Annotated in this window: 26 protein-coding genes and 1 rRNA gene; 13 read left to right on the top strand and 14 right to left on the bottom strand. The window is 66.1% G+C overall.

Features of this window, described 5'->3' with window-relative positions:
• Positions 1–305: 305 nt before the first annotated feature.
• Positions 306–1,823 (bottom strand): 16S ribosomal RNA (locus tag ACLIVD_RS01480).
• A 782-nt stretch (positions 1,824–2,605) separates the two neighbouring features.
• Between ACLIVD_RS01480 and ACLIVD_RS01475 the strand changes: the two genes are divergently transcribed.
• The 3 genes from ACLIVD_RS01475 (at position 2,606) to ACLIVD_RS01465 (ending at position 3,799) form a co-directional block, all read left to right on the top strand.
• Positions 2,606–2,854 (top strand): alpha/beta fold hydrolase, encoded by a 249-nt coding sequence (locus tag ACLIVD_RS01475; RefSeq protein ID WP_491931816.1) that lies wholly within the window; start codon positions 2,606–2,608, stop codon positions 2,852–2,854.
• Between the two features lie 281 nt (positions 2,855–3,135).
• Complete coding sequence (locus tag ACLIVD_RS01470) at positions 3,136–3,285, top strand: hypothetical protein (RefSeq protein WP_283336507.1); 150 nt, start codon at positions 3,136–3,138, stop codon at positions 3,283–3,285.
• Positions 3,286–3,418: 133 nt separating this feature from the next.
• Complete coding sequence (locus ACLIVD_RS01465; protein ID WP_283336506.1) at positions 3,419–3,799, top strand: hemophore-related protein; 381 nt, start codon at positions 3,419–3,421, stop codon at positions 3,797–3,799.
• Positions 3,800–3,805: 6 nt separating this feature from the next.
• Here ACLIVD_RS01465 and ACLIVD_RS01460 read toward each other — a convergent pair whose 3' ends face one another.
• The 8 genes from ACLIVD_RS01460 to ACLIVD_RS01425 form a co-directional block, all read right to left on the bottom strand.
• Positions 3,806–4,786 carry a 2-hydroxyacid dehydrogenase gene (locus tag ACLIVD_RS01460; RefSeq protein ID WP_283336505.1) on the bottom strand — a complete coding sequence of 327 codons (981 nt, stop codon included), beginning with the start codon at positions 4,784–4,786 and terminating at the stop codon, positions 3,806–3,808.
• Positions 4,786–6,126, bottom strand: a complete 1,341-nt coding sequence (gene gudD, locus ACLIVD_RS01455) for a glucarate dehydratase (protein WP_491931815.1) — start codon at positions 6,124–6,126, stop codon at positions 4,786–4,788. The genes ACLIVD_RS01460 and gudD overlap by 1 nt, the downstream gene beginning before the upstream one ends.
• A 121-nt stretch (positions 6,127–6,247) precedes the next feature.
• Complete coding sequence (locus ACLIVD_RS01450; protein ID WP_169695018.1) at positions 6,248–6,964, bottom strand: sulfite exporter TauE/SafE family protein; 717 nt, start codon at positions 6,962–6,964, stop codon at positions 6,248–6,250.
• The gene (locus tag ACLIVD_RS01445) at positions 6,961–7,971 is read right to left on the bottom strand and encodes an ABC transporter ATP-binding protein (protein ID WP_283336504.1); all 1,011 of its coding nucleotides are present in this window, start codon (positions 7,969–7,971) and stop codon (positions 6,961–6,963) included. The genes ACLIVD_RS01450 and ACLIVD_RS01445 overlap by 4 nt, the downstream gene beginning before the upstream one ends.
• On the bottom strand, positions 7,964–8,992 hold the full coding sequence (locus ACLIVD_RS01440) for an ABC transporter ATP-binding protein (RefSeq protein ID WP_283336503.1): 1,029 nt from the start codon (positions 8,990–8,992) through the stop codon (positions 7,964–7,966). The genes ACLIVD_RS01445 and ACLIVD_RS01440 overlap by 8 nt, the downstream gene beginning before the upstream one ends.
• Positions 8,989–10,017 carry an ABC transporter permease gene (locus ACLIVD_RS01435; protein ID WP_491931814.1) on the bottom strand — a complete coding sequence of 343 codons (1,029 nt, stop codon included), beginning with the start codon at positions 10,015–10,017 and terminating at the stop codon, positions 8,989–8,991. The genes ACLIVD_RS01440 and ACLIVD_RS01435 overlap by 4 nt, the downstream gene beginning before the upstream one ends.
• Before the next feature lie 12 nt (positions 10,018–10,029).
• The gene (locus ACLIVD_RS01430; protein WP_005256530.1) at positions 10,030–10,956 is read right to left on the bottom strand and encodes an ABC transporter permease; all 927 of its coding nucleotides are present in this window, start codon (positions 10,954–10,956) and stop codon (positions 10,030–10,032) included.
• 67 nt (positions 10,957–11,023) lie between these two features.
• Entirely contained in the window at positions 11,024–12,607 is a 1,584-nt protein-coding gene (locus ACLIVD_RS01425) for an ABC transporter substrate-binding protein (protein ID WP_283336502.1), read from the bottom strand.
• A gap of 352 nt (positions 12,608–12,959) precedes the next feature.
• Here ACLIVD_RS01425 and ACLIVD_RS01420 point away from each other — a divergent pair, with 352 nt between their 5' ends.
• The 5 genes from ACLIVD_RS01420 (at position 12,960) to ACLIVD_RS01400 (ending at position 16,898) form a co-directional block, all read left to right on the top strand.
• Positions 12,960–13,964: a 2-hydroxyacid dehydrogenase gene (locus ACLIVD_RS01420; protein ID WP_283336501.1), complete on the top strand. Its 1,005-nt coding sequence runs from the start codon at positions 12,960–12,962 to the stop codon at positions 13,962–13,964.
• The gene (locus tag ACLIVD_RS01415; protein ID WP_491931813.1) at positions 13,961–14,356 is read left to right on the top strand and encodes a universal stress protein; all 396 of its coding nucleotides are present in this window, start codon (positions 13,961–13,963) and stop codon (positions 14,354–14,356) included. The genes ACLIVD_RS01420 and ACLIVD_RS01415 overlap by 4 nt, the downstream gene beginning before the upstream one ends.
• Positions 14,357–14,429: 73 nt before the next feature.
• Positions 14,430–14,885 carry a hypothetical protein gene (locus tag ACLIVD_RS01410; RefSeq protein ID WP_283336499.1) on the top strand — a complete coding sequence of 152 codons (456 nt, stop codon included), beginning with the start codon at positions 14,430–14,432 and terminating at the stop codon, positions 14,883–14,885.
• A 161-nt stretch (positions 14,886–15,046) separates the two neighbouring features.
• Positions 15,047–16,120 carry an alkene reductase gene (locus ACLIVD_RS01405; protein WP_283336498.1) on the top strand — a complete coding sequence of 358 codons (1,074 nt, stop codon included), beginning with the start codon at positions 15,047–15,049 and terminating at the stop codon, positions 16,118–16,120.
• Between the two features lie 388 nt (positions 16,121–16,508).
• Entirely contained in the window at positions 16,509–16,898 is a 390-nt protein-coding gene (locus ACLIVD_RS01400; protein WP_280784792.1) for a hypothetical protein, read from the top strand.
• Positions 16,899–16,926: 28 nt separating this feature from the next.
• Here the strand turns inward: ACLIVD_RS01400 and ACLIVD_RS01395 are convergent, their stop codons facing one another.
• Both ACLIVD_RS01395 and ACLIVD_RS01390 read right to left on the bottom strand, forming a co-directional pair.
• Positions 16,927–17,304 carry a hypothetical protein gene (locus ACLIVD_RS01395; RefSeq protein ID WP_280784793.1) on the bottom strand — a complete coding sequence of 126 codons (378 nt, stop codon included), beginning with the start codon at positions 17,302–17,304 and terminating at the stop codon, positions 16,927–16,929.
• A gap of 180 nt (positions 17,305–17,484) precedes the next feature.
• Positions 17,485–18,462 carry an XdhC family protein gene (locus tag ACLIVD_RS01390; RefSeq protein ID WP_283336496.1) on the bottom strand — a complete coding sequence of 326 codons (978 nt, stop codon included), beginning with the start codon at positions 18,460–18,462 and terminating at the stop codon, positions 17,485–17,487.
• A 183-nt stretch (positions 18,463–18,645) separates the two neighbouring features.
• Between ACLIVD_RS01390 and ACLIVD_RS01385 the strand changes: the two genes are divergently transcribed.
• From ACLIVD_RS01385 to ACLIVD_RS01365, 5 genes are all read left to right on the top strand, one after another.
• The gene (locus ACLIVD_RS01385) at positions 18,646–19,194 is read left to right on the top strand and encodes a MarR family winged helix-turn-helix transcriptional regulator (protein WP_283336495.1); all 549 of its coding nucleotides are present in this window, start codon (positions 18,646–18,648) and stop codon (positions 19,192–19,194) included.
• 261 nt (positions 19,195–19,455) lie between these two features.
• Positions 19,456–19,842, top strand: a complete 387-nt coding sequence (locus tag ACLIVD_RS01380; protein WP_283336494.1) for a hypothetical protein — start codon at positions 19,456–19,458, stop codon at positions 19,840–19,842.
• Complete coding sequence (locus ACLIVD_RS01375; RefSeq protein ID WP_009477007.1) at positions 19,842–20,711, top strand: FAD binding domain-containing protein; 870 nt, start codon at positions 19,842–19,844, stop codon at positions 20,709–20,711. The genes ACLIVD_RS01380 and ACLIVD_RS01375 overlap by 1 nt, the downstream gene beginning before the upstream one ends.
• Positions 20,708–21,253: a (2Fe-2S)-binding protein gene (locus ACLIVD_RS01370; protein WP_280784797.1), complete on the top strand. Its 546-nt coding sequence runs from the start codon at positions 20,708–20,710 to the stop codon at positions 21,251–21,253. The genes ACLIVD_RS01375 and ACLIVD_RS01370 overlap by 4 nt, the downstream gene beginning before the upstream one ends.
• Positions 21,250–23,649, top strand: a complete 2,400-nt coding sequence (locus tag ACLIVD_RS01365; RefSeq protein WP_009477005.1) for a xanthine dehydrogenase family protein molybdopterin-binding subunit — start codon at positions 21,250–21,252, stop codon at positions 23,647–23,649. Before ACLIVD_RS01370 ends, ACLIVD_RS01365 begins: the two co-directional genes overlap by 4 nt.
• On the opposite strand, the gene ACLIVD_RS01360 is transcribed toward ACLIVD_RS01365, so the two are convergent.
• The 3 genes from ACLIVD_RS01360 to ACLIVD_RS01350 form a co-directional block, all read right to left on the bottom strand.
• Positions 23,605–23,964 carry a transposase gene (locus tag ACLIVD_RS01360; protein WP_477953805.1) on the bottom strand — a complete coding sequence of 120 codons (360 nt, stop codon included), beginning with the start codon at positions 23,962–23,964 and terminating at the stop codon, positions 23,605–23,607. The two genes, ACLIVD_RS01365 and ACLIVD_RS01360, sit on opposite strands and share 45 nt — an antisense overlap.
• Positions 23,965–24,441: 477 nt before the next feature.
• Entirely contained in the window at positions 24,442–25,455 is a 1,014-nt protein-coding gene (locus ACLIVD_RS01355; protein WP_280784798.1) for an Lrp/AsnC family transcriptional regulator, read from the bottom strand.
• A gap of 141 nt (positions 25,456–25,596) precedes the next feature.
• Positions 25,597–26,127: a transposase gene (locus ACLIVD_RS01350; protein WP_283336491.1), complete on the bottom strand. Its 531-nt coding sequence runs from the start codon at positions 26,125–26,127 to the stop codon at positions 25,597–25,599.
• Between the last annotated feature and the right edge of the window lie 234 nt (positions 26,128–26,361).

Genomic DNA, 26,361 nt, shown 5'->3' with positions numbered 1-26,361 from the left:
CCCACACAGACACCAGACCAGACACGAAGAAGAGCCGAAACCCTCCACCACGCCCGCGGTTTGACCTGCAGTGCTTGCTTGTCGTCACTTCCTGTAGAAAAAACACTTACGTGTTCTCTCAGGACCCAACAGTGCATCGATATATCACCCGCCGGCCGATCATCAGATCGGGTCGTGACGCGGGAAAGTTTGTCAGTGTTCCACCCATGAGCGTCCGCAGCCCTACTGATGAGGACTAAACGGTCTCTGCCAGAACATCATCCACTGACTGTTCAGTGGTACACGTCTGGAGATGTGCTCCTTAGAAAGGAGGTGATCCAGCCGCACCTTCCGGTACGGCTACCTTGTTACGACTTCGTCCCAATCGCCGATCCCACCTTCGACGGCTCCCTCCCACAAGGGGTTAGGCCACCGGCTTCGGGTGTTACCGACTTTCATGACGTGACGGGCGGTGTGTACAAGGCCCGGGAACGTATTCACCGCAGCGTTGCTGATCTGCGATTACTAGCGACTCCGACTTCACGGGGTCGAGTTGCAGACCCCGATCCGAACTGAGACCAGCTTTAAGGGATTCGCTCCACCTCACGGTCTCGCAGCCCTCTGTACTGGCCATTGTAGCATGTGTGAAGCCCTGGACATAAGGGGCATGATGACTTGACGTCGTCCCCACCTTCCTCCGAGTTGACCCCGGCAGTCTCTTACGAGTCCCCACCATTACGTGCTGGCAACATAAGACAAGGGTTGCGCTCGTTGCGGGACTTAACCCAACATCTCACGACACGAGCTGACGACAGCCATGCACCACCTGTATACCGACCACAAGGGGGGCCGTATCTCTACGGCTTTCCGGTATATGTCAAACCCAGGTAAGGTTCTTCGCGTTGCATCGAATTAATCCACATGCTCCGCCGCTTGTGCGGGCCCCCGTCAATTCCTTTGAGTTTTAGCCTTGCGGCCGTACTCCCCAGGCGGGGCGCTTAATGCGTTAGCTACGGCACAGATCCCGTGGAAGGAACCCACACCTAGCGCCCACCGTTTACGGCGTGGACTACCAGGGTATCTAATCCTGTTTGCTACCCACGCTTTCGTTCCTCAGCGTCAGTTACTGCCCAGAGACCCGCCTTCGCCACCGGTGTTCCTCCTGATATCTGCGCATTTCACCGCTACACCAGGAATTCCAGTCTCCCCTGCAGTACTCAAGTCTGCCCGTATCGCCTGCAGGCTCACAGTTGAGCTGTGAGTTTTCACAAACGACGCGACAAACCGCCTACGAACTCTTTACGCCCAGTAATTCCGGACAACGCTTGCACCCTACGTATTACCGCGGCTGCTGGCACGTAGTTAGCCGGTGCTTCTTCTGCAGGTACCGTCACTTTCGCTTCGTCCCTGCTGAAAGAGGTTTACAACCCGAAGGCCGTCATCCCTCACGCGGCGTCGCTGCATCAGGCTTTCGCCCATTGTGCAATATTCCCCACTGCTGCCTCCCGTAGGAGTCTGGGCCGTGTCTCAGTCCCAGTGTGGCCGGTCACCCTCTCAGGTCGGCTACCCGTCGTCGCCTTGGTAGGCCATTACCCCACCAACAAGCTGATAGGCCGCGGGCCCATCCTGCACCAGTAAACCTTTCCACCCTCAGCCATGCAGCCGAAGGTCATATCCGGTATTAGACCCAGTTTCCCAGGCTTATCCCGAAGTGCAGGGCAGATCACCCACGTGTTACTCACCCGTTCGCCGCTCGTGTACCCCGAAGGGCCTTACCGCTCGACTTGCATGTGTTAAGCACGCCGCCAGCGTTCGTCCTGAGCCAGGATCAAACTCTCCGTTGAAGACTCTAGATTTCGAAACCCCAAAAGGTCTCTAATCAGTCATAGACATCGAGTCAAATCACTAGCAATCAAAAACTCAAACTAGCATTTTCAAACACTGACCCCCCTCCGACGGAAGAAGGAGAAGAGCCAGCAAATACCCACACCACCATCACAACCAAACCCGAAGGGCCAGTTGATCATCCGTGATGCGGAGTACCAAAAACATTTGGCACTGACATTCATCGACACACTGTTGAGTTCTCAAAGAACACGCACACACCATCACTTCTGGCACACTCGCCAGCCGCTCCGGGGCAACTTTTCCAGCTTATCTCATCGGACTGACCGGCGCAAACCGGCACCCGCTGAAGACATTCCGGGGTTGAAGCACAACCATACACGATGGTGAACTTCGGATTGGTCAGGCACTTCGTACAACCTCGTTGCATCACCAGGTGGTGAATGTCGGTGTCCGTGTCGCTCTGACTTGGAATAAGTTACGCGAACCGCACGCGATATTCCAAATCGCCTGGTCGCGGGGATTCGCACGCTGAACTCCGCCGGATCTGCCATTCGTGCCGGCGTGCACCGTCAGACCAGAAGCGTGCACGCTGAGCCGGTTTAGCAGGTCCGAAAGCTCGACGGTGGGACCGTCGCTCCCATTGCCACTCGCTCTTCATCGGGGAGTCCTCATCGAGAAGTACGGCATACCGGCAGTCACCACTCTCGGCGGCACCGAGATCCCCTACAAGGACCGGGGTGCCGGCCGCCCGTAGTCCTGAGCCACGGGTGGCCGCTCAATGCGGACAGCTGGGAGGCGCAGGACCGACCTCGCGGCGCTACTCGAGCACCTCGACCTTCACGACACCACGCTGGTCGGTCTCTCGACCGGCGGTGGTGAGGTGAGTAGATACGCCGGACGGCACGGGACCGGCCGGGTCGCCCAGATCGTGCTCGCCTCGGCGGTGCCGCCATTCATGCTGCAGACCGCCGACAACCCCGACGGCATCCCGGTCGAAGCCTTCGATTCTTCGGCGCAACCGACCTGACAGTCACCCGTCCCAGGGTGTACGCGACTCGTTCTGGTCGCAGGCAAATCAGGGGGGTCACCACAACGCCTACGAAGGCATCGCCGCGTTCTCGGCGACGGACTTCCGAGCTGACCTCGACAAGGTCGACGTCCCCACCCTCGTCATTCACGTGACGACGACCAGACAGTGCCGTTCGATGTCGGCGGCAAGAAAGTCATCCGCGCGGATCGACGGCGCCGTGCTCGCGGTCTACCTACACCTCGTGGCATCCCCTCACCCGAGACGAAAGGATCACAGTCATGAAAGGTCACACCGCAGCACCCGACACCCTCGACCTCGTCCACGGGCTGTGGATGACCCCACACAGCTGGACGGGCGCCTGGCTGACCCGGAGTTCGATCTGCTCCACGAACCTGCCGAACGCCGAACGCCGATCGGTGGGCTGCTGACGTGCGGCCTTCGCGTTGCGCACCATCTTCGGAGTCCAGTTCGCCGCACCAATTCTCAGACGGTCCTCAGGAAAGTCACAATTCGGGCCCCTATCGTTTCCCCGGCAAACCAACCGACATGGGAGGACTCGTCATGAACGTTTCACGAGCACGTCTGCAATTCGGTATCGCCGCCGTCGGCGCGATCTCCGCCGCCCTCGTGATCCCGGGCATCGCCTCCGCCGATCCAGTCGACTCTGACTCCGCCCGCCTCGTGAACTCCACGTGCAGCTTCGCGCAGATCGATGCGGCGATGCACGACGTGACTCCGCAGCTCGCCGCGCGCCTCGACCAGGCACCCGAGCGCAAGGCTCAGCTGGCGGACTTCTTCTCGAAGTCCCCGGCCGACCGCCAGGCCGTCCTCGACGCCCACCCGCAGCTGAAGAGCCGACTGGACACCGTGCCTACCGAGGGACCGGCCGTCGAGTGGCGCGCGAAGGCGCTGGCGATCGCCGAGACCTGCGGTAACTACTGACGCACGCTAGCCGGGGCGGACGGTGCGCAGGACCGTCTGCCCCGTGTCCAGCCTGCGGATGTTGTCGGTGATGTCGCCGACCCGGCCGACGAACGTGTGGTCGGTGACGCCGGACGAGTGCGGGGTCATCAGGACGTTCGGCAGATCGCGGAACGGCAGCGCGCTCGGGGCGCCGTGACCGCCGGCGTCGGGGTAGGAGTACCAGACGTCGATCGCCGCGGCCGCGATCCGGCGCGACGCCAGCGCGTCGTACAGCGGCTGTTCCTGGACGAGGAGGCCGCGCCCGACGTTGATCAAGATGCCATCGGGGCCGAGCGCGTCGAGTTCCGCGCCGCCGATCATGTCGCGGGTGTGATCGTTCAGGGGCGCGGACACCACCACGACGTCGGACTCCGTCAGGAGCCGGAGCAGCGACGTGTTGCCCCCTGCCCAGGCGAGGCCTTCCTCGGCGGCGTCGAGATTTCCCCGCCCGGTCACGGCGCAGCCCTCGGACCCGAACGCGCGCAGCACGTTCCACGACCGCCGGCCGATGTGACCGAAGCCGACGAATCCGACCCGCGCGCCCCGCATCGACCGGGACTGCGCGATCGCGTCGTCGTACACCGAGGTGGCCCACACGTCGCCGCGGAGGGCGCGATCGTGCCGGAGGAATCCGCGGCGCAGCATCAGCGCCGCCGACACGATGTACTCGGCGATCGAGTCCTCGTGGTGGAAGGTGTTGGCCACCAGGGTGTCCGCGGGGAGCGCGGCGAACGCCACGTTGTCGGTGCCCGCGCCGGCGACGTGCAGCAGGCGCAACTTCGGCGCAGCGGCCGCCATCGCGGCGGTGAACCGGCCGCCCACATAGACGTCGGCGTCGGCGAGGTCGGCGACGATGGCCGACTCGTCGAACGTCCGATGCCACGACACCGTCGCACCGGACGGCAGCCCCGACTCGAACAGTTCGCGATGCGGCAGCAGGTTCCGATCGCCGACGACGACCTTCATCAGGCGCGCACCAACGCCGGGCGCTTGCTGTCGAACGTCCAGCCGGGCACCAGGAACTGCATGCCGATCGAGTCGTCGCGCGCGCCGAGCCCCTTCTGCCGGTACAGCTCGTGGGCGGCCTCGACGCGGTCCATGTCGAGTTCGACACCGAGGCCGGGGGTCGACGGCACGGTGAGGTAGCCGTCTTCGATCTCGAACGGGTCCTTCGTGATCCGCTGACCGTCCTGCCAGATCCAGTGCGTATCGATGGCGGTGATGTCGCCCGGAGCCGCGGCCGCGACGTGGGTGAACATCGCGAGCGACACGTCGAAGTGGTTGTTGGAATGCGAACCCCACGTGAGACCCCACGCGTCGCAGAGCTGGGCGACGCGGACGGATCCGTTCATGGTCCAGAAGTGCGGGTCGGCGAGCGGGATGTCGACGGCGCCGGAGCGGATGGTGTGCCCCATCTCGCGCCAGTCGGTGGCGATCATGTTGGTGGCGGTCGGCAGTCCGGTGGCGCGCTTGAATTCGCTCATCACCTCTCGACCGGAGAAGCTGCCCTCGGGGCCGACCGGGTCCTCGGCATACGCGAGAACGTCTTTCAGCCCGCGGCACGTCTCGATCGCCTCCGACAGCAGCCAACCGCCGTTGGGGTCGAGGGTGATCCGGGCGTCGGGGAATCGCTCGGCCAGCGCCGTCACGGCCGCCGCCTCCTCGCGGGGTGCCAGGACGCCGCCCTTGAGCTTGAAGTCGGCGAAGCCGTATCGCGCCTGAGCCGCCTCGGCCAGCCGCACGACCGCGTCCGGTGTCAGCGCCTCCTCGTGCCGCAGGCGCAGCCAGTCGTCGGACTCCGCCGCACCCGACTGGTACTCGAGGTCGGTCTTGTTGCGGTCGCCGACGAAGAAGAGGTAGCCGAGCGCCTGCACCTTCTCGCGCTGCTGCCCCTCGCCGAGCAGGGCCGCGACGGGAACACCGAGGTGCTGCCCGAGCACGTCGAGGAGTGCCGACTCGACGGCGGTGACGGCGTGGATCGCAACTCGGAGGTCGAACGTCTGGTTGCCGCGGCCCGCCGCGTCCCGGTCGGCGAACGTGCGTCGCAGATCGGCGAGAACGCCGTTGTACTCGCCGATGCTGCGCCCGGTCACGATCGCGCGGACGTCTTCGAGGGTACGGCGGATCGGTTCACCGCCGGGCACCTCGCCGACACCGGTGTTGCCGTCGGAATCGGTGAGGATCACCAGGTTCCGGGTGAAGTACGGGGCATGCGCGCCGGACAGGTTCAGGAGCATGCTGTCGTGTCCCGCGATCGGGACCACTCGCATGTCGGTGACGACCGGGGTGGTGCTCGTTGTACTCATCTCCGAAAACCTTCCTTCACAGCGCAGCGCCGCCCGTGAGGCGCCTCACAACCAAAACTCTAAGTGGCCCGATCGATACATGTCCAAGACTTGTTGAGCATCGAACGATGCAGACACTGCATCAGAGAAGCTGCTGTCCGATCAGCATCAACGCACCCACACAGGACACCGTGATCGACGCCCGGCGCAGGCGTGCAGCGTCCAGGTGGCGATTCACGAACCGCGACGCCACGTAGCCGAGCACCGTCGCCGGGATCAGCAGCAGGAACATCACCGCCGACTCGCGATGCACCGACCCCGTCGCGGCGAGAACGGCCACCGACAGCGTGGAGCCCACCAGGAAGAACGCGCTCATGTTGCCGCGCAGCTGCGCCCCCTTCGACCCCTGCATCACCAGTGCCATCGGCGGCCCGCCGATCGACGTGGCCGTGCCGAGCAGACCCGACGCGGCGCCTGCGACGGCGAGGTTCCGGCGTCGCGGCGGCGGTGCCCAGCCCAGCGTCGCGAAGACGACCCCGGCCAGCACCACGGCGGCGAGTAGCAGCGACAGCCCCCGTTCCGGCAGCACCACCAGCAGCAACGCGCCCGCGATCGTGCCCGGCACCCGGCCGGCCAGCGCCCACCCGGTGCCCGACAGATCGAGGGCGTCGCGTTCCCGCCACACCACCATCACCGTGACGACCGTCGCCGTCATGATCAGGGTCCCGGGCAGCAGGCCCGGGTCGACGAGCGCGACGACGGGTGCGGCGAGCATCCCCATCCCGAATCCGATCGAGGCCTGCATGCACGAGGCGAGGAAGACGGCGAACGCGATGATCGCGAACCCTGCCCCGCTCACCCGACCGCGACGGGAACGCCGAGTTCGATCGGACGCCGGGGGTGGTGGCATTCGGCGACGTGGCCGCTCTCCCGCTCGTCGACGGCGGCGGGCGGCACGGTGCTCGCGCAGATGTCGGTGGCGTGGGCGCAGCGGGTGCGGAACCGGCAGCCCGACGGCGGGTTCAGCGGCGACGGCACTTCACCGTCGAGGATGATCCGCTTGCCCCGGGATTCGGCGTCCAGCTTCGGTGCCGCCGACATCAGGGCCTCGGTGTACGGATGGGCGGGACGGTCGAAGACGGCGTCCGTCACACCCGTCTCCACGATCCGCCCGAGGTACATCACGGCGACGCGGTCGGCGACGTGCCGGACCACCGACAGGTCGTGCGAGATGAACACGTACGAGATGCCGAGCTGCTTCTGCAGGTCGTTCAGCAGGTTGAGCACCTGCGCCTGCACCGACAGGTCGAGAGCCGACACGGGTTCGTCGCAGATGACGACGCTCGGGTTCAACGCCAGGGCACGGGCGATCCCGAGTCGCTGCCGCTGACCGCCGGAGAACTCCTGCGGGTACCGGTGCTCGTCGCTCGGCCGCAGACCCACGAGGTGCAGCAGTTCCCGCACCCGTGCCGCCCGGTCGCGGCTCGTCTTGTACATCGTCTTGTGGGTGCGCCACGGCTCGGCGATGATGTCGGCCGCCGACATCCGGGAGTTCAGCGACGCGTACGGGTCCTGGAACACCATCTGCACCCGGCGGCGCAGCGCCAGCAGGTCCTTGCCCTTCAGCGAGAACGGGTCGACGCCGTCCCAGGTCACCGAACCGGAGTCGGGGCGCTCGAGCATCATCAGCGTGCGGGCGAGAGTGGACTTTCCACAACCCGATTCGCCGACGAGCCCGAGCGTTTCGCCGCGGGCGAGGTCGAGGTCGATGCCGTCGAGCGCGCGCAACTGATTCTTGCCCGCCGCGTTGGCAGGCACCTTGAACGTCTTGGTGAGGCCCCGCACCTTCAGAATCGACTCAGACATGCGAGATCTCCTCGGGGAAGTGGCACGCCGAGCGGCGGCCGTGTGTGGCGACGTCGGCGAGCGGTGGGCGGGTGGTGCGGCACAGGTCGCGGGCCAGCGGGCAGCGCGCCTGGTAGACGCAGCCGGACGGAATGGAGTGCAGGTCGGGCGGGGTGCCGCCGATGGATTTCAGGTCTTCGCCGCGGACCGCGTGCACGGGAACCGAATCGAGCAGCCCCTTGGTGTACGGGTGCTGCGGCGACGAGAACACCTCGGCGACCGGGCCCGTCTCGACGACGTTGCCCGCGTACATGATCGCGACGCGGTCGGCCTCCTCGGCGACGAGCGCGAGATCGTGGGTGATCAGGATGACGGCCATGTCGTGCTCGGTGCGCAGATCCCGCAGCAGCGACATGATCTGTGCCTGCACCGTGACGTCGAGTGCCGTCGTCGGTTCGTCGGCGAGCAGGACCGTCGGGCTCAGTGCGACGGCCATCGCGATCAGCAGGCGCTGCCGCATGCCGCCGGAGAACTGGTGCGGGTAGGAGTCGACGCGCGATTCGGGCTCGGGAATCCCTACCCTCTCCATCAGCGAGACCGCTTCCCGTCGCGCCTCTTTCGAGGACAGCCCGCGATGGATGCGGAACGGTTCGGCCAACTGCTTACCGACCGTGTACACCGGGTTGAGCGCGGTCAGCGCGTCCTGGAACACGATGGCGAGTTCGGTGGCGGCGAGGGTGCGGCGGGTCCTGGCCTTCGCCGTCACCAGGTCGACGTCGCCGAGACGGACCGAACCGTCGGTGATGTCGGCGATCGGTTCGAGCAGGCCGACGAGCGCCTGCGCGGTCATCGACTTGCCGCACCCCGACTCACCGAGCAGCGCGAGGGTTTCCCCGCGCCGCGCGGTGAACGACACGTGGTCGACGGCCCGGACCGTGCCCGAGGGGGTGCGCAGGTCGACGGTCAGATCCGCGACCTCGAGGGCGACGCGGTCGGTGTCTGCGACGTCGGGCGATTCGACAGCCGGTGCGGGTGCACTCATGAGACGACCTTTCGGGTGGGGAACAGCCGGGAGCGACGCGACCGCGGGACGGTCAGACGCCAGCGCTGGGCGGGGTCGGTGGCGATCCGCGCCCATGCCGCGAGCACGGTCGCCGACACGGTGGTGATCACGATGGCGAGGCCGGGGAAGAACGACAGCCACCACGCCGTCTGCAGGTACGTCCGGCCCTGGGACACCATCAGGCCCCAGCTGATGTCCGGCGGCTGGATGCCGATGCCCAGGAAGCTCAGCGACGACTCGGCCAGCATCACGTAGCAGAAGTCGAGGGTGGCGACGGTGAGCAGCGTCGGCAGCAGGATGGGGAACACGTGCCTGCGGATGACGGCTCCGCTGCGGGCGCCGAACGTGCGGGCGGCGTCCACGAACAACCGGCTCTGCAGTTCCGCCGACTCCGCGCGGGCGGTGCGGAGGTAGATCGGGATGCGGGTGATGGCCAGGACCAGGACGATGTTCGCGGCGCTGGGCGAGAACACGTAGAGGACGACGACGGCCATCAGCAGCGAGGGGAAGCTCATGATGACGTCGGCAACGCGCATCGCCGTCGTCTCCCGCCAGCCGCGGTGGTAGCCCGCCCACATGCCGACGAGGGACCCGATGATGCAGGACAGCGCGACCGCGGGCAGCGCCACCAGGAGGGTGGTGCGGCACGCGACGATCAGCCGGGCCAGCATGCTGCGTCCGAGCGGGTCGGTGCCGAGGATGTTCATCCACCCGTTCGCCACGTGGAACGGTGCGAGGTTGGACTGGTCGAGGTTCTGATCCGTCGCGGCGTCGCCGACGAGCCACGGGCCGAAGACGGCGACGAGGAACACGAACACCAGGATCGCCGCCGCGACCGTGGCCATCCGGTCCCGCGGGAGCAGTCGCCACAACGGCGCCTTGCTCCGGGACGGTTTCGGTGCCGGAACGGTTTCTCCGACGGGGGCAGCGACGGCAGGCGTCTCGTCGGGGCCCGGGTAGAGGTCGCCGGCGCCGTCCAGGCGGGGTGCGTTGTCTATGGACATCTCGGCGGCCTCCTAGACCTTGGACTTCTCACGGACACGCGCGTCGAGAAGTGCGTAGCCCGCGTCGATCAGGATGTTGAGGACGAAGATGCTGACCGCGGTCAGCAGCACCGCCGCCTGCAGTACTGCGAAATCGCGCTGCAGGATCGCGTCGATCATCAGCTTGCCGATGCCGGGCCATCCGAAGATCGCCTCGACGACGACGGCGCCGTTGACCAGGCCGACGGTGAGGTCGCCGGCCACCGTCAGCGCCGGAGCCGCGGCGTTCCGGAGCGCGTGATGGGTGACGACGCGCAGGTCGCCTGCGCCCTTACTCCGAGCAAGACGTACGTATGGTGCGGACAGCGCCGACACCATCGCGCCGCGGACCACCTGGGTGAGCACGCCGAGGGGCCGGATGAGCAGAGTCGCGATCGGCAGGATCCACGACAGCGCGCTTCCGGTACCCGACGTGGGCAGCACCCCCAGCACCACCGCGAAGATCCACACGCCGGTGATGGCGAACCAGAAATCGGGGATGCTGGCCGCGGTCATCGACAGCAGGCTCGAGATCCGGTCGGCGAGCGAATTCGGCCGGTACGCCGCCCAGCAGCCGATCACGATGGCGCCGATGATCGCGAGCAGCATCGTGAAGAACGCCAGCTGCAGCGTGGCCGGGAACGCCCGCAACGCCATGGTCGCGGCGGATTCACCGGTGCGCAGCGATTCGCCGAAGTCGAGGTGGGCAACCCCGGACAGGTAGTCGACCATCTGGCTCAGGACCGGCTTGTCGAGGCCGTTCTCGGCCGCGAACTCGGCGCGCTGATCCGGTGTCGCGGAGACCGGGAGGTAGAGGTTGGTCGGGTCGCCGGTGAGGCGGGCGAGCAGGAACACACCGAAGAGGACGACGAGGAGGGGTACGAGGCTGGTGTAGACGCGTCGGCGCAGGAAGGCGAACATGACTCACCGCCTTCGGATCGGGTTCGGTTGGGACATCTCAGTTCCTCCGGGGGGCTGGGAAGAGGGGTTAGCCGTTCGCGGATGTGTCCGCGTGGGTCATCTCGCTCAGGCGCATCTCGTCGCCGGTCGCGGAGTTGGGCGCGTACTGCACGGTCGGGGACTTGGCGAGCACCGCGTTCATGTGGGCGATGTACGCGAACTGCCGGATCTCCTTCGGCTCGTTGGCCAGTACCGAGGCGAACGCGTCCTGCCGGGCGTCGCCGACGAGTTGCTCGGCGGCGTCGATCTGCGCGTCGTATCCGGGCGAGCCGAAGTAGCTCTGGTATCCGTCGCTGCGCATGTACTGGTCGACGGTGAACTGCGCGTCACCCGCCTGGTTGCCGTGCTGGATCATCAGCAGAATCGGTCCGGTGCCCTGCGGGAACGGCCGGATCTGGTACTGCATCTGCCCGGCCGTGTCCATCATCTCGATCTTCACGTTCAGGCCCGCCTTGCTCAGCGAGTTCTGGATGACCTCGATGGTCTCGTTGATCTTCGGGAACTGGCCCGTGCGCCCGATCAGGCGGATCTGGTTGTCGACGGGAACGCCGTCGGCCTTCGCCTCCGCCACCAGTTGCGCGGCGCGATCGGAGTCGTAGGGGGTCGGCTGCAGGTCGGGGTCGAACCCGACGATGCTGCTGCCGACGAGTTGCCCGGCCGGCTCGCCGAGGCCCTGGAACAGTGCCTTGACGATCCCCTCCCGGTTGACGGAGAGGTCGATGGCCTCGCGGACGCGGTAATCGTCGAGCGGAGGTTCGGTGGCCATCATGCGTAGCGCCGTCGTCTCGTTGTTGGGGTAGGCGACACCGAGGTCGCCCGCGCCGTCCTCCGGACCGAGGTACGTGGCGAGTTCGGCCTCGTCGTTGGTGACCATCGCGGCGCGGACGCTGCCCTCGGTCCGCCACTGGTAGATCGCCCGCGTGTACTCGGGCGCCATGCCCCAGTACGTGTCGTTGCGGACCAGCGCGAGTCGCTGCCCGTGATCCCAGTAGTCGATCTTGTAGGGGCCGGTGCCGATGGGATCGCGCACCTTGTCCTGGGCGTCGGTGGTGGAGGGCACCATCTCCACGAACGAGATCCGCAGCGGAAGGATCGGGTCGGCGACGGGAGTCTGCACCGTCACGGTCGACGGGTCGATCGCGTTCACCACGAGTTCGTCGTCGCCGAAGACGTACCCGTCGACGTCGCAGCCGATGGTGGAGTTGACGGTGCGATCAATCGAGAAGGCGGCGTCCTCGGCGTCGAAGACGCTGCCGTCGCTGAACGTGACGCCCGGACGGATCCGGAACGTCCAGACCGTGTCCGACGTCTGCTCCCATGAGTCGGCGAGCTTCGGTTCGAGATCGCCGGTATCGGCGTTGCGTTCCACCAGCGGCTCGGTGATGTTGGAGCGGACGACGACTCCGGTTGAGGTGAGTGACGCGTCGCAGGGTTCGAGCGTGGGCGGCTCCTGCGGGAGCACGATCCGCAACGTGTCGGGGCTGGCGGCGTCGCTGTGGCTCGAATTGGCCACCGAGCAACCTGTGACCAGAGCCGGCACCGTCAGTGCGGCGGTGGCCGCGACGACGGCGCGGTAACGGGTTCCCTGCTGCAGCGAACGTGCAGGGCTCATGGTGTCCTCCGTAGGGATGTGTCGCGTACTCGACGCGAGTGAAGAGGGCCCGCCTGTGACGGTAGACACACGCTATGAGCGGCCCGGAGGAGCGTCAACAGGGGAAAACGGCCCAAAACGGCTCGTGAGGGCGGTCACACGCACAATTGATGGAGACTGCGATCACCCCGGCAGGCCCCTGACCGGCGCATACAGGGGGTTACGGCATCTGCGCACGTCAACGCGCCGCCAACCAATGCCGTTTGAGTATCGATCCATGTTATTTACGTGTTGGACAGGTATTCCGGGCGCCGCTTAACGTACGGGTAACCGGTGACGCGGAGAGTCGCGTCACCACTCGTCAGGAGGCACGATGGTGACCGCTGAGTCGTCCGTGAAAGAAGCTGCTGTACAAACTGTTTCGGGAGGACGCGTCCTGAAGGTCGGGCCGCTGAAGCCGTCCCTCACCGCGACGCTCGCCGAGAAGTACGACGCACTCGACCTCCCGCTGGGCGACGACCGCACCAGCTTCCTCGCCGAACACGGCGAGTCCGTCACCGCGGTCGTGACGTCCGGCCGCACCGGAGTCGACGCCGCACTGATGACGGAACTGCCGAACCTCGGCGCGATCGTGCACTTCGGAGTCGGTTACGACACAACCGATGTCGTGCTCGCCGAGGAACTCGGAATCGGTGTGAGCAACACCCCCGACGTCCTCACCGACTGCGTCGCCGACACCGCCGTCGGATTGCTGATCGACACGCTCCGCGGCTTCTCCGCCGCCGACCGCTTCGTGCGTGACGGCCGCTGGCCCGCCGAGGGCAACTTCCCCCTCACCCGGCAGGTTAGCGGCACGCGGGTCGGCATCGTCGGGCTGGGACGTATCGGCTCCGCCATCGCCACCCGCCTCACCGGCTTCGGTTGCACGATCTCGTACCACAATCGGCGCGAGGTTCCCGGCTCCCCGTTCGCCTACGTCGGCTCGGCCGCCGCACTCGCCGCCCGGGTGGATGTGCTGATCGTCGCCGCAGCGGGCGGAAAGGGCACCGAAAAGCTCGTGGACCGACAGGTTCTCGAGGCCCTCGGACCCGACGGCTACCTGATCAACGTGGCACGCGGAAGCGTCGTCGACGAGGACGCGCTCGTCGAACTGCTCACCGAACGCAAACTCGCCGGTGCCGGACTGGACGTATTCGCCCGCGAACCGCACGTTCCCGAAGCGCTCCTCGCGCTCGACACCGTCGTCCTCCTCCCCCACGTCGCGAGCGGCACGACCGAGACCCGGGCCGCGATGGAGGCTCTCACCCTGCAGAACCTCGACGAATACCTCGCCCAGGGCACCCTGACCACCCCCGTACTCGAGCCGAGGTCACGATGAGCGTCATTCTCAGCTACGTTCCGACAATCGAAAGTCGAGGCGCCCTGGCCTTCGGATTCACCGAAGCCCGCATGCGCGCAACCGATCTCGTCGTGATCGCGGACGGCGACAGCGCCTCGAATCCCGGCTTCGGGGCCGAACTGCACTCCGCGAGGGAGGAAGCGGACGCAGCCGGCGTCGACTACCGCATCGCGCGGAACGAACCCGACCGCTCCCACGCCGACAACCTCATCGACGCGTCCTACGACTCCGCCGCCGAACTCCTCGTCCTCGGCATGCGGCGACGCTCCCCCGTCGGCAAACTCCTCATGGGCAGCGTCGCCCAGCGTGTGCTCCTCGAAGCGCAGTGCCCCGTCGCCGGAGTCAAGCCGCCCGTCGCAGCAGAGGTCTGAGCGGCACGGACGAGGTTGATTCCCCGGCCCATCCATAACGCTCACGGCGCCGAATACCAGCCGTGGGACAGCCATGATCGATGGGCCTCAGCGCGCCGACGGCGCGGAACTGGGCGGTCGCCTCCTGACCTTGGTCGGCGACCGCGACTTCCAGGCGCTCGCACCCGAGATCTCCCAGATCGCGTGCGACCACGGCAGCGACCGGTCGGCGTTCACGGCGGTCGTGGCGTGGATCGTCACGACCATCGCCGACCTCATCGCGGATCCGGCCTCGAGCGTCACCGACGCCGTCGACAGCTTCATCAGCGTCGTACCCGTCGTGCACGACACCGCCGAGCTGAACGAGGAATTGCCCGCGCCCGCCGAGTGGCTGTTCACCGCCGTCGTGAGACACCTGCAGAGCAGGCATCGGGAGGGATCCGATCCCCCGCCGCCCGTGCCTGCCGACACCGCACTCATTCGCATGCAGGCCCTCGTCGAAGCCTTGCTGTGGCTCGACGCCCTGCTCGAATGCGACCACAGCCTGTAGGCGAGCACAATTCCCTGACTCGGGGACGGTGCCCTCACAGTGACGGCCGTCTCTAGTCGGAATAGCCCGGCCCGTAGGCCCGTTCCCCCAGTGGATCCCGATCCTGCGCGGCGGCACCGAGAACGGCGCTGCCGAACACGCCTACGGAAAGACCGATATCTGTGAATCTCTTCTCCCCCTTGACACTCGGCGAACTCGAACTGCCCAATCGGGTCGTGATGGCACCCCTGACCCGCGTCCGCTCCGGGCGTGACGGTGTGCCCGGACCGCTGGTGGTCGAGCACTACCGTCAGCGGGCCTCTCTCGGTCTGATCGTCGGCGAAGGCACGTACCCCAGCCACGCCGGCCAGGGCTTCCCCGGCCAGCCCGGGCTGGTGACACCCGAGCAGGTTGCGGGCTGGAAGAACGTCGCCGACGCCGTGCATGCGGCCGGTGGACGGATCGTCGCCCAGGTCATGCACGCCGGCCGCGTCACGCACGAGGGAACAACCGGCGGTCACGAGGTGGTCGGCCCGAGCGCCGTCGCCATCGACGGTGAGACCCGCACCTATGAGGGGAAGGCTCCGTACCCGGTGCCCCGCGCGCTGCGTACCGAGGAACTCCCCGCCGTGATCGAGGATTTCGTCCAGGCGTCGCGGAACGCGGTGGCAGCCGGGATGGACGGCGTCGAAATCCACGCCGCCAACGGCTACCTGCTGCACGAATTCCTCTCCCCGGCATCCAACCTGCGTGAGGACGCGTACGGCGGCTCCCCCGCGAACCGGGCACGCTTCGTCGTCGAGGTGGTCGAGGCCGTCGCAGACGCCATCGGCGCCGGGCGGGTGGGTATCCGCATCTCACCCGAACACAACATCCAGGACGCCCTGGAACTGGACGCCGACGACGTTCGGGCCACCTACGGCGCGCTGGTCGACGCCATTGCTCCGTTGAAGCCCGCCTACCTGAGCATTCTGCACAAGGACCCGTCCGGGCCCCTTGCCCAGGACCTGCGGACGCGCTTCGGCGGCCCGGTGCTGATCAACAGTGGTTTCGGGGCGGTCACCACCCGCGACGAAGCGCTGGCCATCCTCGACGACGGCCACGCCGATGCCGTCGTCGTCGGGCGTCCCGCGATCGCCAACCCGGATCTCGTGCGGCGCTGGCAGGAAGACCTGCCGCTCAACACCCCGGACCCCGAGACCTTCTACTCGGAGGGCGCGAGGGGCTACACCGACTACCCGGTGTTGCAGCACTGAGCCGACCCGCAGGCCGACACATTGTGGCCCATGACGCCAGGTCATGGGCCACAGCGCTATCCGACGGACGCCCCCGTGTCGCGTATCCGGGCCCGGCACCGTACGGTTAGTCGTAGTTGAGTACACAGCTACCGAGTTCACGGACCGCCCGGCGCGTCCGTGCTCCAATCGGGCGTACCAACTGTGCACGCTGTGCCAGGACGCCCACCTCGAAGGTGGCCGACAGTGAGAGCACCATTCCGCACGACGCTCTCGCAGCCGAAGCTCCCGACGAACAGCTTGACTTCTATCTTCTCGTGACCTGTCGGAGGAACTGCATTTTCGGACCACTGAACTCCGGGCCTGCTCTGCCGCGGCGACGCTCACAGAAGTTGAAAGGTGATCGTTCATGCCACTCACCGTGGAGCACACCACTCGTTACGCCGATGCCCTCATGACGCTGGCCCTGGCCGCCCACCGCCCGGCCACCGTCGTCAACACCGGCAGCGGATACGCCGTCCGGGTCGATTTCGAGCGCGGCATTTACCTGCTCGCCACCAACGCACCGGGGGATCTCAGTTCCGATCCGGACGCGCAGAACCCGTGGGTGGTGACTTTCTTTCAGAAGCAGCCGGCCGCCGAGGACACTCGGCTCGTGACGGTGACCGGGGAATGGCTCGTCGACGCGTTCGACCAGGCCCTCGCCATGATGCCGATTTCGGGGATCGCCGACGACCCGGACGCACAACCCGCCGAGCTGCGCCTCGCCGGCACGGAGGTCCACGACCTCGCTCACTGACACCGTGTGACGGGGCTCCATCCGCCCGTCACCGCCCGGCAGCAGACCGTCTACCCCCACCGGGTAGGCGGTCTGCGAGTCTTCCCAGCCGCTCGACCGCGGGCAGCGCCTGCGCGATCTTCTCCGCGTCGCGGGCAATGATCTCGGCGCTCTGGTCGATGCCCTTCGCGCTCACGGCGAGCCCCTCCGCGGTCTCCGCGATCTGCTTGGCGGCGTCGAGCAGTTCGGACAGGTCGTCGAGTGCGGGCCCCAGACGGTCGATCAGCACCCCGATCTGGCGTATGCGGAGCATCACCGTCGTGACGGCGCGTTCCCACTCGCGGATCTCGCTCGAGACGTTCTGCAGGATGTTGATGGGAGGCTCCTTGTCGGTGCTCGGCGGCCGGGCCTGGCGACGCGCACCCAACCTATCTGTTACTCACAGTTCCCCATACTCGGCCTGGCCGTTCAGATCGTGGCCGGTGGCCGCGCGCGCGTAGGAGTGGAGACTGGCGATCACCTCGGCGCGGCGCAGCGCATCGATCTGGTGGTTTTGGTCCTGGTCGGCGCTGGAGATTCGCGGGTTACCGGGATGGGGGTCATCTTTCTATGAGCACACTGGCGCGGACCGGCTGGCGATGATTTCGGCGGCGATGGAGATGGCGGTCTCGGCTGGCCCCCGGTTGCCGATGTCGAGGCCGATCGGGCTGGATAGCGTGGCAAGACTTTCTGGGCGGAGGCCGGCCGCGGCCAGGTCCCGCCGTCGGTTGGTGTCGGCGGTGAGTGACCCCATGGCCCCGACGTAGGCGAGGGGCTGTGTCCATTTGGCCTCGTCGAGGCATTCGAGGAGGACGGGAATGTCGATCTTGGGGTCGTGGGTGAGAACGACAATGACTGTGCGGGAATCGAATCGGCCTTTGTTGCGCTCACTTGTGATCCAGTCCGACGGCCACTCGCACACGACCTCTTCGACATCGGGAAATCGCTGCGGTGTCGTGAACACGGGGCGGGCATCGCAGATGGTGACCCGGTAGCCCATTCGGGTACCGACTAGCCCGGTCTCCATTGCGAAGTCGGTCGAACCCACGATCACCATCCGGGGCCGGGACGGGAAGCGGCGTATCAGCGTTCCGGAGGAGGTCAGGCCGGTGGGGGCGTCGAGTTCGTTTGCGATGCGGTGGGTACCTGCTTCCGGTCCGGTGAGGATCGTCTCGAGGATGACGGTTTCGTCGCGCAGCGTCCGTTCCATGAGGTCGGCGAGTTGCGGCATGGTCTCGCGGTCTACTCGTTCCACGAGCACGATCAGTGATCCGCCGCAGGTCAGTCCGGGTTCGAGGATGTCGCCGGTGGGGCCGTAGTGCTCGATTCGGGGGTGCCCGGTGGCGAGGACGTCGAGGGCGGTTTCGTAGAGGGCGCCTTCGACGCAGCCGCCCGAGATGCTGCCGACCACGGTTCCGTCCTGGTGGACTGCGAGCATCGCGCCGGGGTCTCGTGGGGATGACCCGTGGGTGGCTATGACGGTGGCGACCGCGATAGCGCGGTGTGCTTCCCATTCAGTGTGGATGTCGCGAAGGACGGTGTTCACGAGTGCCTCGCAATTCTGTTCGCGTCACGGTTCCGGCGACCGGGGCTGGGGAGCCGTCGCGGTGGTGGCGAGGATCGTACAATAGTTTTGCGCAAAGATAAGTCCTGAAATTGTCGGTGAGTCGGTCGCCGGTAGGCGAGACTGATTCGCGGCACCGTGCCCGTATCGAATCTGGAGTGTGAAGTGGCCGAATCGGATCGGGCGGATGGGGTCGGTGAGATCATCCGGCAGTGGGCTCGGACGCGTCCCGAGCTGGACGTGTCGGCTTTGGAGATTTTCGGACGGCTGCATCGGAGTTTTCTGCTGTACCGGGCTCAGATCAATGAGCTGTTCGAACGGTTCGGGACGAACGAGGCGGGGTTCGACGTTCTCGCCTGCCTTCGGCGTGCGGAACCAACGTTCCGGCGCACTGCCGGGGAGCTGGCGAAACAGACCTTGGTGACAACGGGTGGCCTGACAATGCGGGTGAACCGGCTCGAGGAGGCCGGCCTGGTGCTACGTGAGCGCGATGACATCGACTCCCGCGTGGTGTATGTGACGCTCACCGGGGCGGGCCGCAAACTTGTCGACGCTGTTTCGGATGCACACTTCGCGGAACTGGCCCGGATGCAGGGGGGACTCGGGGGTGGTCAGCGCGAGCAGCTCGCCGATCTTCTGTCCGTTCTGGAGGGGTCTTTACAGGCTGCTGCATCGGAGAACACCGCAAAGTCGGCCGGTGCAGCGCCTGCGTAGGGGGTCGAAACCACATGAGCGCTCCGGGGTGTGCTCGCCGGAAGACCTGCCGTGATCCTCCCAACCAGGACTGTGACCTGCAACTCTTCGGGGAGGGGTGTGCTCCAGGTGCCGCAATCCTCGAAATGACCGGGCCGGACAACTTTGGCCGCGCTATTGACCTCGGGGAGCCAGGAACGTAGAACTATCTTATAGCAAAGATACTTTGCGCTGAGTCTTCTTGGACCGTCATCCGTTGTCCTTTCGAATGGAACGAGGCACATGAACAAGAGCGGCCTTGCCACGGTGGCTGCGGAGGGCGGCGGCACAGTGACTGCCCTGCCCTTGCGCGGCGATGCGACCCCCGAGCAGAATCCAGCTGACGGCAGGAACGCCTCGCGCGGCACCTTGGACACCGTGCTGTGCCACACCGACCCGGCCGACTCCTGCGACTGTGTTGGTGACGAAGATCCGATCGTCGTTCGCGAGCATCTTCAGGGCCGGAATCGGCGTAGGTTCGTCTACACCGGATTCTGTTCGGTAGCCGTCCGCGCCGCACTCGACGTCGTCTCCGCGGCCGTGGAAAGGCGCGCCCTACAAGGGGTGAATCACCACATGCATACCGGCTATGGCATACCGCGCCGCACACTCGTGCGGGGAGCCCGCTGATGCGCATCCAGGCCCTCGGCGCCGGGTTGGTGGCGCAGACCCAATTCGCGATGGCCCCTTTCCGGCTCCATCGCCCCACCACCATCGAGGACGCCCTCGCGATCGTGTCCGAACATCCGGATGCCGTCATCGCCGCGGGCTGCTCGGATCTGGTCGCCCAGATCCGTGAGGGGTGCGCCCCAAACACGTTGGTGTCGCTGCAGAAGGTCGATGCGCTCCGCGCCATCAGTCACGAGGCCGGCGTACTTCATATCGGCCCGATGGTGACCCACCACATGGGTGCGACGGACGAGACCGTCGGCACCGCGATCCCGGACCTCGCGGCGGCATGGGCGTCGATCGCCACGGTTCGGATCCGCTACACCGCGACCGTCGGCGGAAACCTGATGGCGCGGCGGTACCGCTACGAGATGCCGCTGCTTCTCGGGGCGCTCGGCGCGGACCTGGTCTTCGACGCCGGCGCGCTCTCCCGCCCGGTCGCGTCGTTGTGGGCGGACAGCGGAACCGATCAGCGAGGTCTGTTGACCGACATCACCGTACGAACGGACGACCTCGTCTGGTTCGGATATGAGCGTTCGATGCGTCCGACGGCGACAGTGGCCCTCGCGGTGCGCCGCAACCCCGACGGCACCCTGCAGGTGCGCGCGCAATCGGGCTCCGAATACCGCCACGGATTCGCTCTGACGGCCGACACCGGCGCCCGCGAACTCGATCCGCTCGAGGTGAGCGCGCAGCTTGCCCAGCAGCTACCGGACGATTGTGCCGATTACACCGGCTCGGCGGAGTACCGCCGGCACCTGGTGCGTGTGCTGACGCGCCGCCTGCTCACCGCGGCGTGTGCGCAGCTGAAGGGAACGACAACGAGATGACCGAGTACCCCGATCACGAGACCGACCGATCCGCTGCCCCCGACGGTGAACTCGACACCTGCATCGAGTTCGCCCTGAACGGCGTCAAGCAGACCGTGCGCGTCGCCGCCAACGCCATCCTGCTCGACGTCCTGCGCAACAACCACGGCTGCAACGGCGTTCGCGGTTCCTGCGAGCGCGGGGTCTGTGGAGCGTGCACCGTGCTCGTGGACGATCTGCCCGTCGCCTCCTGTTCGACCTTCGCGTTCAGCATCGACGGCGCCTCGGTCGAGACAGTGGAAGGGTTGGCCGCGCCCGACGGCGCGCTGTCCCCGCAGCAACGTGCATTCTCCGAGTGCGGGGGTTTCCAGTGCGGCTTCTGCACGTCCGGGATGTTGATGCTCACCACCGGGCTGCTGCGTCAGGACCCACAACCCGATCGCGGCACCATCCGCGAATGGATCAGTTCCAACACCTGTCGCTGTACCGGATACGAGATGATCCTCGAATCGGTCGAGCGCGCTGCCGAACTGACCGGTGAGACGAACGGGGAATCCGCGTGACGACGACAGCCGAGTCCTTCACTCACGACGTCCACCCCGACGCCGCGAGCACCGGATACACCGTGTATTCGCTGCCGACCGCCTCTCCGGACAAGCGGGTCACCGGGCGCGATCTGCCGCGCGCGGACGCCGCGGTCAAGGTGACCGGCAAAGCGGTCTACAACACCGACATCGTGCGACCGGGCATGTTGCACGCGAAGGTGCTGCGTAGTCCGCACGCGCACGCTCGTATCGTGTCCATCGACGCGAGCGCCGCCGAGGCACTGAACGGCGTCACCGCGGTACTGACGCGCAACGAAACCGACGGCCTGGCGTGTTACGGCACCATGGTCAAGGACCAGCCGGTCGTCGCGACCGACACCGTCCGCTATGTCGGCGACATCGTCGCCGCCGTCGCTGCGGTAGATGAGCGCACGGCCCTGGCTGCACTGGACCTCATTCAGGTCGAATACGAGATCCTGCCGGCGGTATTCGACGTCGACGAGGCCCTCGATCCGTCGTCGCCGACAATCCATCCGCTCGAGCCGCGCGGCGGGTTGCCCCCGTACCGGAACGGCGCGTCGGCGTCGCTGCGCAGCGACCACAATGTCAGCTACGAATTCCGTTACAGCACTGGATCACCGGACGTGTGGGAGGAGTGCGACCACATCTTCGAGGACACCTTCCTTTTCTCCCGGATGAACCACATGCATCTCGAACCGTTCGTCACGGTCGCGGAGGCAACCGACGAACAGATCGAGGTCTGGACGGCGACGCAGAGCCCGTTCAACCTCCGCCAGGAACTCGGGCACGTATTCAACCTCCCCGAAAACCGGATCCGGGTGCACGTCGCCCTGCTCGGCGGCGCGTTCGGCGCGAAGAACGGCCCGAAGGCCGACCCGGTCGCCATCCGCCTGTCCCAGCTCAGCGGCGGCCGGCCGGTGCGGTTCTGCATGAGCACGGAAGAGGGCTTCCTCACCGTGTCGCAGCACGCGGCGAAGCTGATCGTCAAGGCCGGCGTCAAGGCGGACGGCACCTTTGTCGCCCGCAAATCGACGGTGCTCCTCGACAGCGGGGCCTACGCCGAACACAGTCCGGCGGTGGCGGAGAAGGCCGGCTACCGGATGCCGGGCGCGTACCGCTGGCAGCACATCGACACCGTCTGCAAGGCGGTTACCACGAACACTGTGCCCGCCGGCGCCATGCGCGGCTTCGGGGCCACCCAGACCACGTGGGCCGGCGAACGTCAGATCGACCTCATCGCGCAGCGACTCGGCATCGATCCCTACGCACTGCGGCTGAAAAACCTCAAAAAGCTCGGCGAAGAATTCGTCCCCGGGGATGCGGGGATCGACTCCGACCTCGCCGAAGGAATGCGTCTGGTCGCGGACGCTATCGGCTACCACTCCAGGGATCGCAGCGGAAACCGCGGCATGGGGGTATGCGTCGGGCTCAAGGACAGTGGCGGCGGCAACAAGCCCGCGATGGCGCGGGTCAAGGTGACCGCCAACGGCGACGTCTTCCTCAATTGCGCGCTCACCGAAATGGGCCAGGGCGGGCACTCCGCGATGTCCCAGATCGTCGCCGACGTCCTGCGCACCAGCCGCGACCGCGTCGTGTACACGCGCATCGACACCGACCACACCCCCTTCGATCAGGGCACCAACGCCTCGTCCGGCGTGGTGGTGATGGGACAGGCCGTCCGGAACGCGGCGGAGAACCTGCGTAGACAAGTGCTCGAGTGGGCCGGTGAACAGTTCGCCATCGACCCGGCCACCTCAGTGCTCGACGACTGGACGGTGCGCACCCCCACAGGCGAGGTATATCCGCTTTTCGAGCGGATCATGGAGTTCTTCGGCCACACCGGGTTCGAGTTCTCGGCCGACGGCTATTACAAGGTGCGCAATGATGCCGATGCGCCATTGGCCGCCCGGTGTGTCTTCTACGAGATCGGGTGGGCGGCAGCCGAGGTCGAAGTCGACCCGGAGACCGGTAGGGTTACGGTCCTTCAGCTCGCGGTCAGTGGAGACGCGGGCAAGGTGATCAACAAGATCGGCTGCCGCGGTCAGGATGAAGGCGCCGCCATACTTGGACTCGCGCAGGCCCTGTTCGAGGAAATGCGCTACGAGAACGGTGAACTTCTCAACGCCGAGGCCCTGCTGTACCGCGTCCCACTCGCGGAGGACCTCCCCGAGCGGTTCGTCTCGATCACCCAGGAGCAGGGACACGGCGCCGGCCCCTTCGGCGCCAAAGGCATGGGGGAGGGCGGCATGCTCCCCATCGCCCCGGCAATTGCCCAGGCCATCGCCGACGCGGTCGGTGCCCAGCTTACCGAGTTGCCGATGACACCAGAACGCGTCTTTCGTGCACTCTCAACCGGCGGCGTACCCGGTCTCCCGCCGTTGTCGCACGCCTGAATTCAACCGGACCTCAGACCACCGGTCGTCGGCACAGACGCCGACGACCGGAACGTCGACAGGAGCAGGACCCGACGGCGGCATCCTCACGCGCAACGTCGCTGTTCCTGCGTCGCAGCGACACTTCGGCGCCGCACCCACACCCCCGCCCGCCGCCAACACCGGAACAAGTACACCGTGCCACGGCTCGTACCGGGCCGGCACATCCCGCCATGTCGTACCCGCCCGAATCCGCCACCGGATCCCGTCGATGAGCTGCCGTTTCGTGCACTTCGGCGAACGGCCCGCCCTCCTACCCAGAGGCAGCAGCGGCACCAACCGCGCCCATTGCACGTCGGTAACGTCCGCCCGCCCCGGCACCGCGACGCTGGGCGGCACCGACACACCCACTTGATCGAAAACTCACAGCCGAACCACCTTTGAAACACGACCTAAACCTCGGGGTACAGCCAAGGCCGATCGTCGCGGCCCTCGACATAGGTCCCGACGGGCGGACCGTCGAACAGCCCCAGCAGCAACTCACGCGCCGCCCGAGTGGCACCGGCGAGCTCAATCCGGGGTGAAAAACAGGTCCACCCCGATGACGAACCACGCCGCCGGCGCGGCGATCGGCGCAACGCCAGCACAAACGGAACGGCGAATTGGCGGGCAGCACGCCACGGAACCGTCACCAACCCGAACACCACAACCAACACCGCCGGCGCCGCCCAACTCAACTTCCGGAAGCGGATCGATGACCGGTCACCCCCAAGAGATCCGGGTGTCGGCTGGTTACGGGTTGTTCGGTTCCCGCTAGAAGATGGCCCGTGGGATCAATCCGGTGGTTCGTCCATCCTGATCAAGGACGTGTCCTGCCCTCTTGAATGTGTGGAGGCTGATGAACCGGTCCGAAATGGTGATGGACGGAAGTTCTCGCGTGAGTGCAGCCGCGAATGGCGCGATCTCGCTGATCGTCTGAAACCACATCGTGGCGACGATTGTCGAGGTTCCGGTAGTGGCGTTTGCAATTCGGCATTTTGGAATCCGGCTCAATAGGTTGCCGACCGTGTTCAACTCGCTCGGTGCGGTCGTGATCATGAAAGTCGTCTCGACGACTGGTCCGACAAGTGTGTTCGCTCCCTCGCAGCGCAGGGCCACGTGGCCCCCGTCGATCAGCCTTTCGACGCGGCGTCGCGCGGTCGGTCCGGTCACATCGCATTGCTCGCCGAGTGTGGTCCATGCTTGACGCCCATCTTTCGCCAGAGCTCCGAGCAGAGAACGATCGAGATCGTCCAGGAATGGAATCGTTTTCCTGCGTGTGGGCGCTGCCTGGGGCAATTGGAGAAGATTGGCCTGTTCCAGGTCTAACGCCTGGACGCGCCACCGCGCGCCTTCTGTGTAGTTGGTGAGCACGACCGTCGTTGCCACCGACCTGATTCCTTCGATCACCTCGATGCGGTCGGTGAGCAGACGGGTGAGGTCGGCAATGCTGGAGACGAACACGATCACATGGAAGTCCGACGTCCCGGATGTGCTCGATACCGTGTCGACTGCTGGTTCGGCAATCAGGGCTTCTGCAACGTCATGCTTGCTCTGGGGTCTGCAGGTGATCGCAAGCCATGCGGCACATCCGAATTGCAGGAAGGTCGGGCCCGGAGCCACCGCGATCCATGCCGAGCCGCTCTCGGACAACAGCTTCCATCTTCGGGCGAGTGTCTTCGGCGAGTACTGAAGTGCCTCCGCCAAGTCCGCCCAGTCAGCGCGGGGGTTGAGCTGCAGCGCGCCGATAATTGCAAGGTCCAGTTCTGCTGCAGCCTGAGAGGTCATATTGGACATTATGGCCGTAAAAATTATGGAAATCGGCCAAAACCGAGTTCTCGTGAGGTGCGCCACTCAGAGTGGTTGAGCGCGAGTTGCGCAACCGGGACTCCCGGCCCACGAAGTCGAGGTCGATGCATGTGGACACAATCAGTCAGGGGTGAGGAAGGTGCCGTCCAACGGGCGGGTAGACAGCGGGCGGGCGTCGTGGCGCACGTAGTCGGGGCTGGCACCGGTCCCGTGCTCCTGCTGCGCGGAATCGGTGGTAGCGCCGACAGTTTCGCACCACAATTCGGTGAGCTCAACAGTTCCCTGAGGCTGCTCGCGTGGGACGCCCCGGGATCCGGGCGCAGCGGGGATCCCGGACGTCGGTTCGACCTGGACGACTACGCTGACGCCGCGGCCGAGGTGATCAGGGACCGCTGCGGCCAGGTAGGCCAGGTAGGCCAGATGCGTCCTGGTGGTCCACCCATCTCGGGAGCGCCGCAACGCGTGGTCGGCGGGCTCGATCTCGACCTCGCCGGGCGGCACGGACTGCGCCTCGGGAGCCCAGCGCACGCCCGCCGCATGCTGGTGAGCCTGCGCGATGGTCGAATCCACGCTGACGTCCCACACGGTCGCACCCCGCGCGGCTCGGGTGAGTGCCGGCAACCCCGCCAGGATCCGCATCTCTGCGGACATTTCTGTTCGTGGTGTGCCAGCTTGCCGCTGACCATGTTTCGCACATTAATCCGACGTGGATTTCTCTTGCTTTCCGCCCACGAGTGGAAATCGTTAACTGTGCACACGGTCTATTTCTTCGTGCCGGCCATGCGTGGCTGATTCCACCGAGGTGCGTAGCGGCGTTTCGGGCCGGGGAATCCATTTTCCGCTCTATTTCATTCGTCACTCAGTGTCTGAATCTTGCGGTCTCGC

It is taken from the genome of Rhodococcus sp. G6(2025), from assembly GCF_058628105.1.
The sequence above is the reverse complement of the archived record's forward strand: the minus strand, read 5'-3'. Positions and strand labels throughout refer to the sequence as shown.

Coding starts and splice junctions, on each gene's coding strand:
- ACLIVD_RS01475 (WP_491931816.1), top strand. CDS start 2,606: ATGCGGACAGCTGGGAGGCGCAGGACCGACCTCGCGGCGCTACTCGAG.
- ACLIVD_RS01470 (WP_283336507.1), top strand. CDS start 3,136: ATGAAAGGTCACACCGCAGCACCCGACACCCTCGACCTCGTCCACGGG.
- ACLIVD_RS01465 (WP_283336506.1), top strand. CDS start 3,419: ATGAACGTTTCACGAGCACGTCTGCAATTCGGTATCGCCGCCGTCGGC.
- ACLIVD_RS01460 (WP_283336505.1), bottom strand. CDS start 4,786: ATGAAGGTCGTCGTCGGCGATCGGAACCTGCTGCCGCATCGCGAACTG.
- gudD (WP_491931815.1), bottom strand. CDS start 6,126: ATGAGTACAACGAGCACCACCCCGGTCGTCACCGACATGCGAGTGGTC.
- ACLIVD_RS01445 (WP_283336504.1), bottom strand. CDS start 7,971: ATGTCTGAGTCGATTCTGAAGGTGCGGGGCCTCACCAAGACGTTCAAG.
- ACLIVD_RS01440 (WP_283336503.1), bottom strand. CDS start 8,992: ATGAGTGCACCCGCACCGGCTGTCGAATCGCCCGACGTCGCAGACACC.
- ACLIVD_RS01435 (WP_491931814.1), bottom strand. CDS start 10,017: ATGTCCATAGACAACGCACCCCGCCTGGACGGCGCCGGCGACCTCTAC.
- ACLIVD_RS01430 (WP_005256530.1), bottom strand. CDS start 10,956: ATGTTCGCCTTCCTGCGCCGACGCGTCTACACCAGCCTCGTACCCCTC.
- ACLIVD_RS01425 (WP_283336502.1), bottom strand. CDS start 12,607: ATGAGCCCTGCACGTTCGCTGCAGCAGGGAACCCGTTACCGCGCCGTC.
- ACLIVD_RS01420 (WP_283336501.1), top strand. CDS start 12,960: ATGGTGACCGCTGAGTCGTCCGTGAAAGAAGCTGCTGTACAAACTGTT.
- ACLIVD_RS01415 (WP_491931813.1), top strand. CDS start 13,961: ATGAGCGTCATTCTCAGCTACGTTCCGACAATCGAAAGTCGAGGCGCC.
- ACLIVD_RS01410 (WP_283336499.1), top strand. CDS start 14,430: ATGATCGATGGGCCTCAGCGCGCCGACGGCGCGGAACTGGGCGGTCGC.
- ACLIVD_RS01400 (WP_280784792.1), top strand. CDS start 16,509: ATGCCACTCACCGTGGAGCACACCACTCGTTACGCCGATGCCCTCATG.
- ACLIVD_RS01380 (WP_283336494.1), top strand. CDS start 19,456: ATGAACAAGAGCGGCCTTGCCACGGTGGCTGCGGAGGGCGGCGGCACA.
- ACLIVD_RS01375 (WP_009477007.1), top strand. CDS start 19,842: ATGCGCATCCAGGCCCTCGGCGCCGGGTTGGTGGCGCAGACCCAATTC.
- ACLIVD_RS01370 (WP_280784797.1), top strand. CDS start 20,708: ATGACCGAGTACCCCGATCACGAGACCGACCGATCCGCTGCCCCCGAC.
- ACLIVD_RS01355 (WP_280784798.1), bottom strand. CDS start 25,455: ATGACCTCTCAGGCTGCAGCAGAACTGGACCTTGCAATTATCGGCGCG.
- ACLIVD_RS01350 (WP_283336491.1), bottom strand. CDS start 26,127: ATGTCCGCAGAGATGCGGATCCTGGCGGGGTTGCCGGCACTCACCCGA.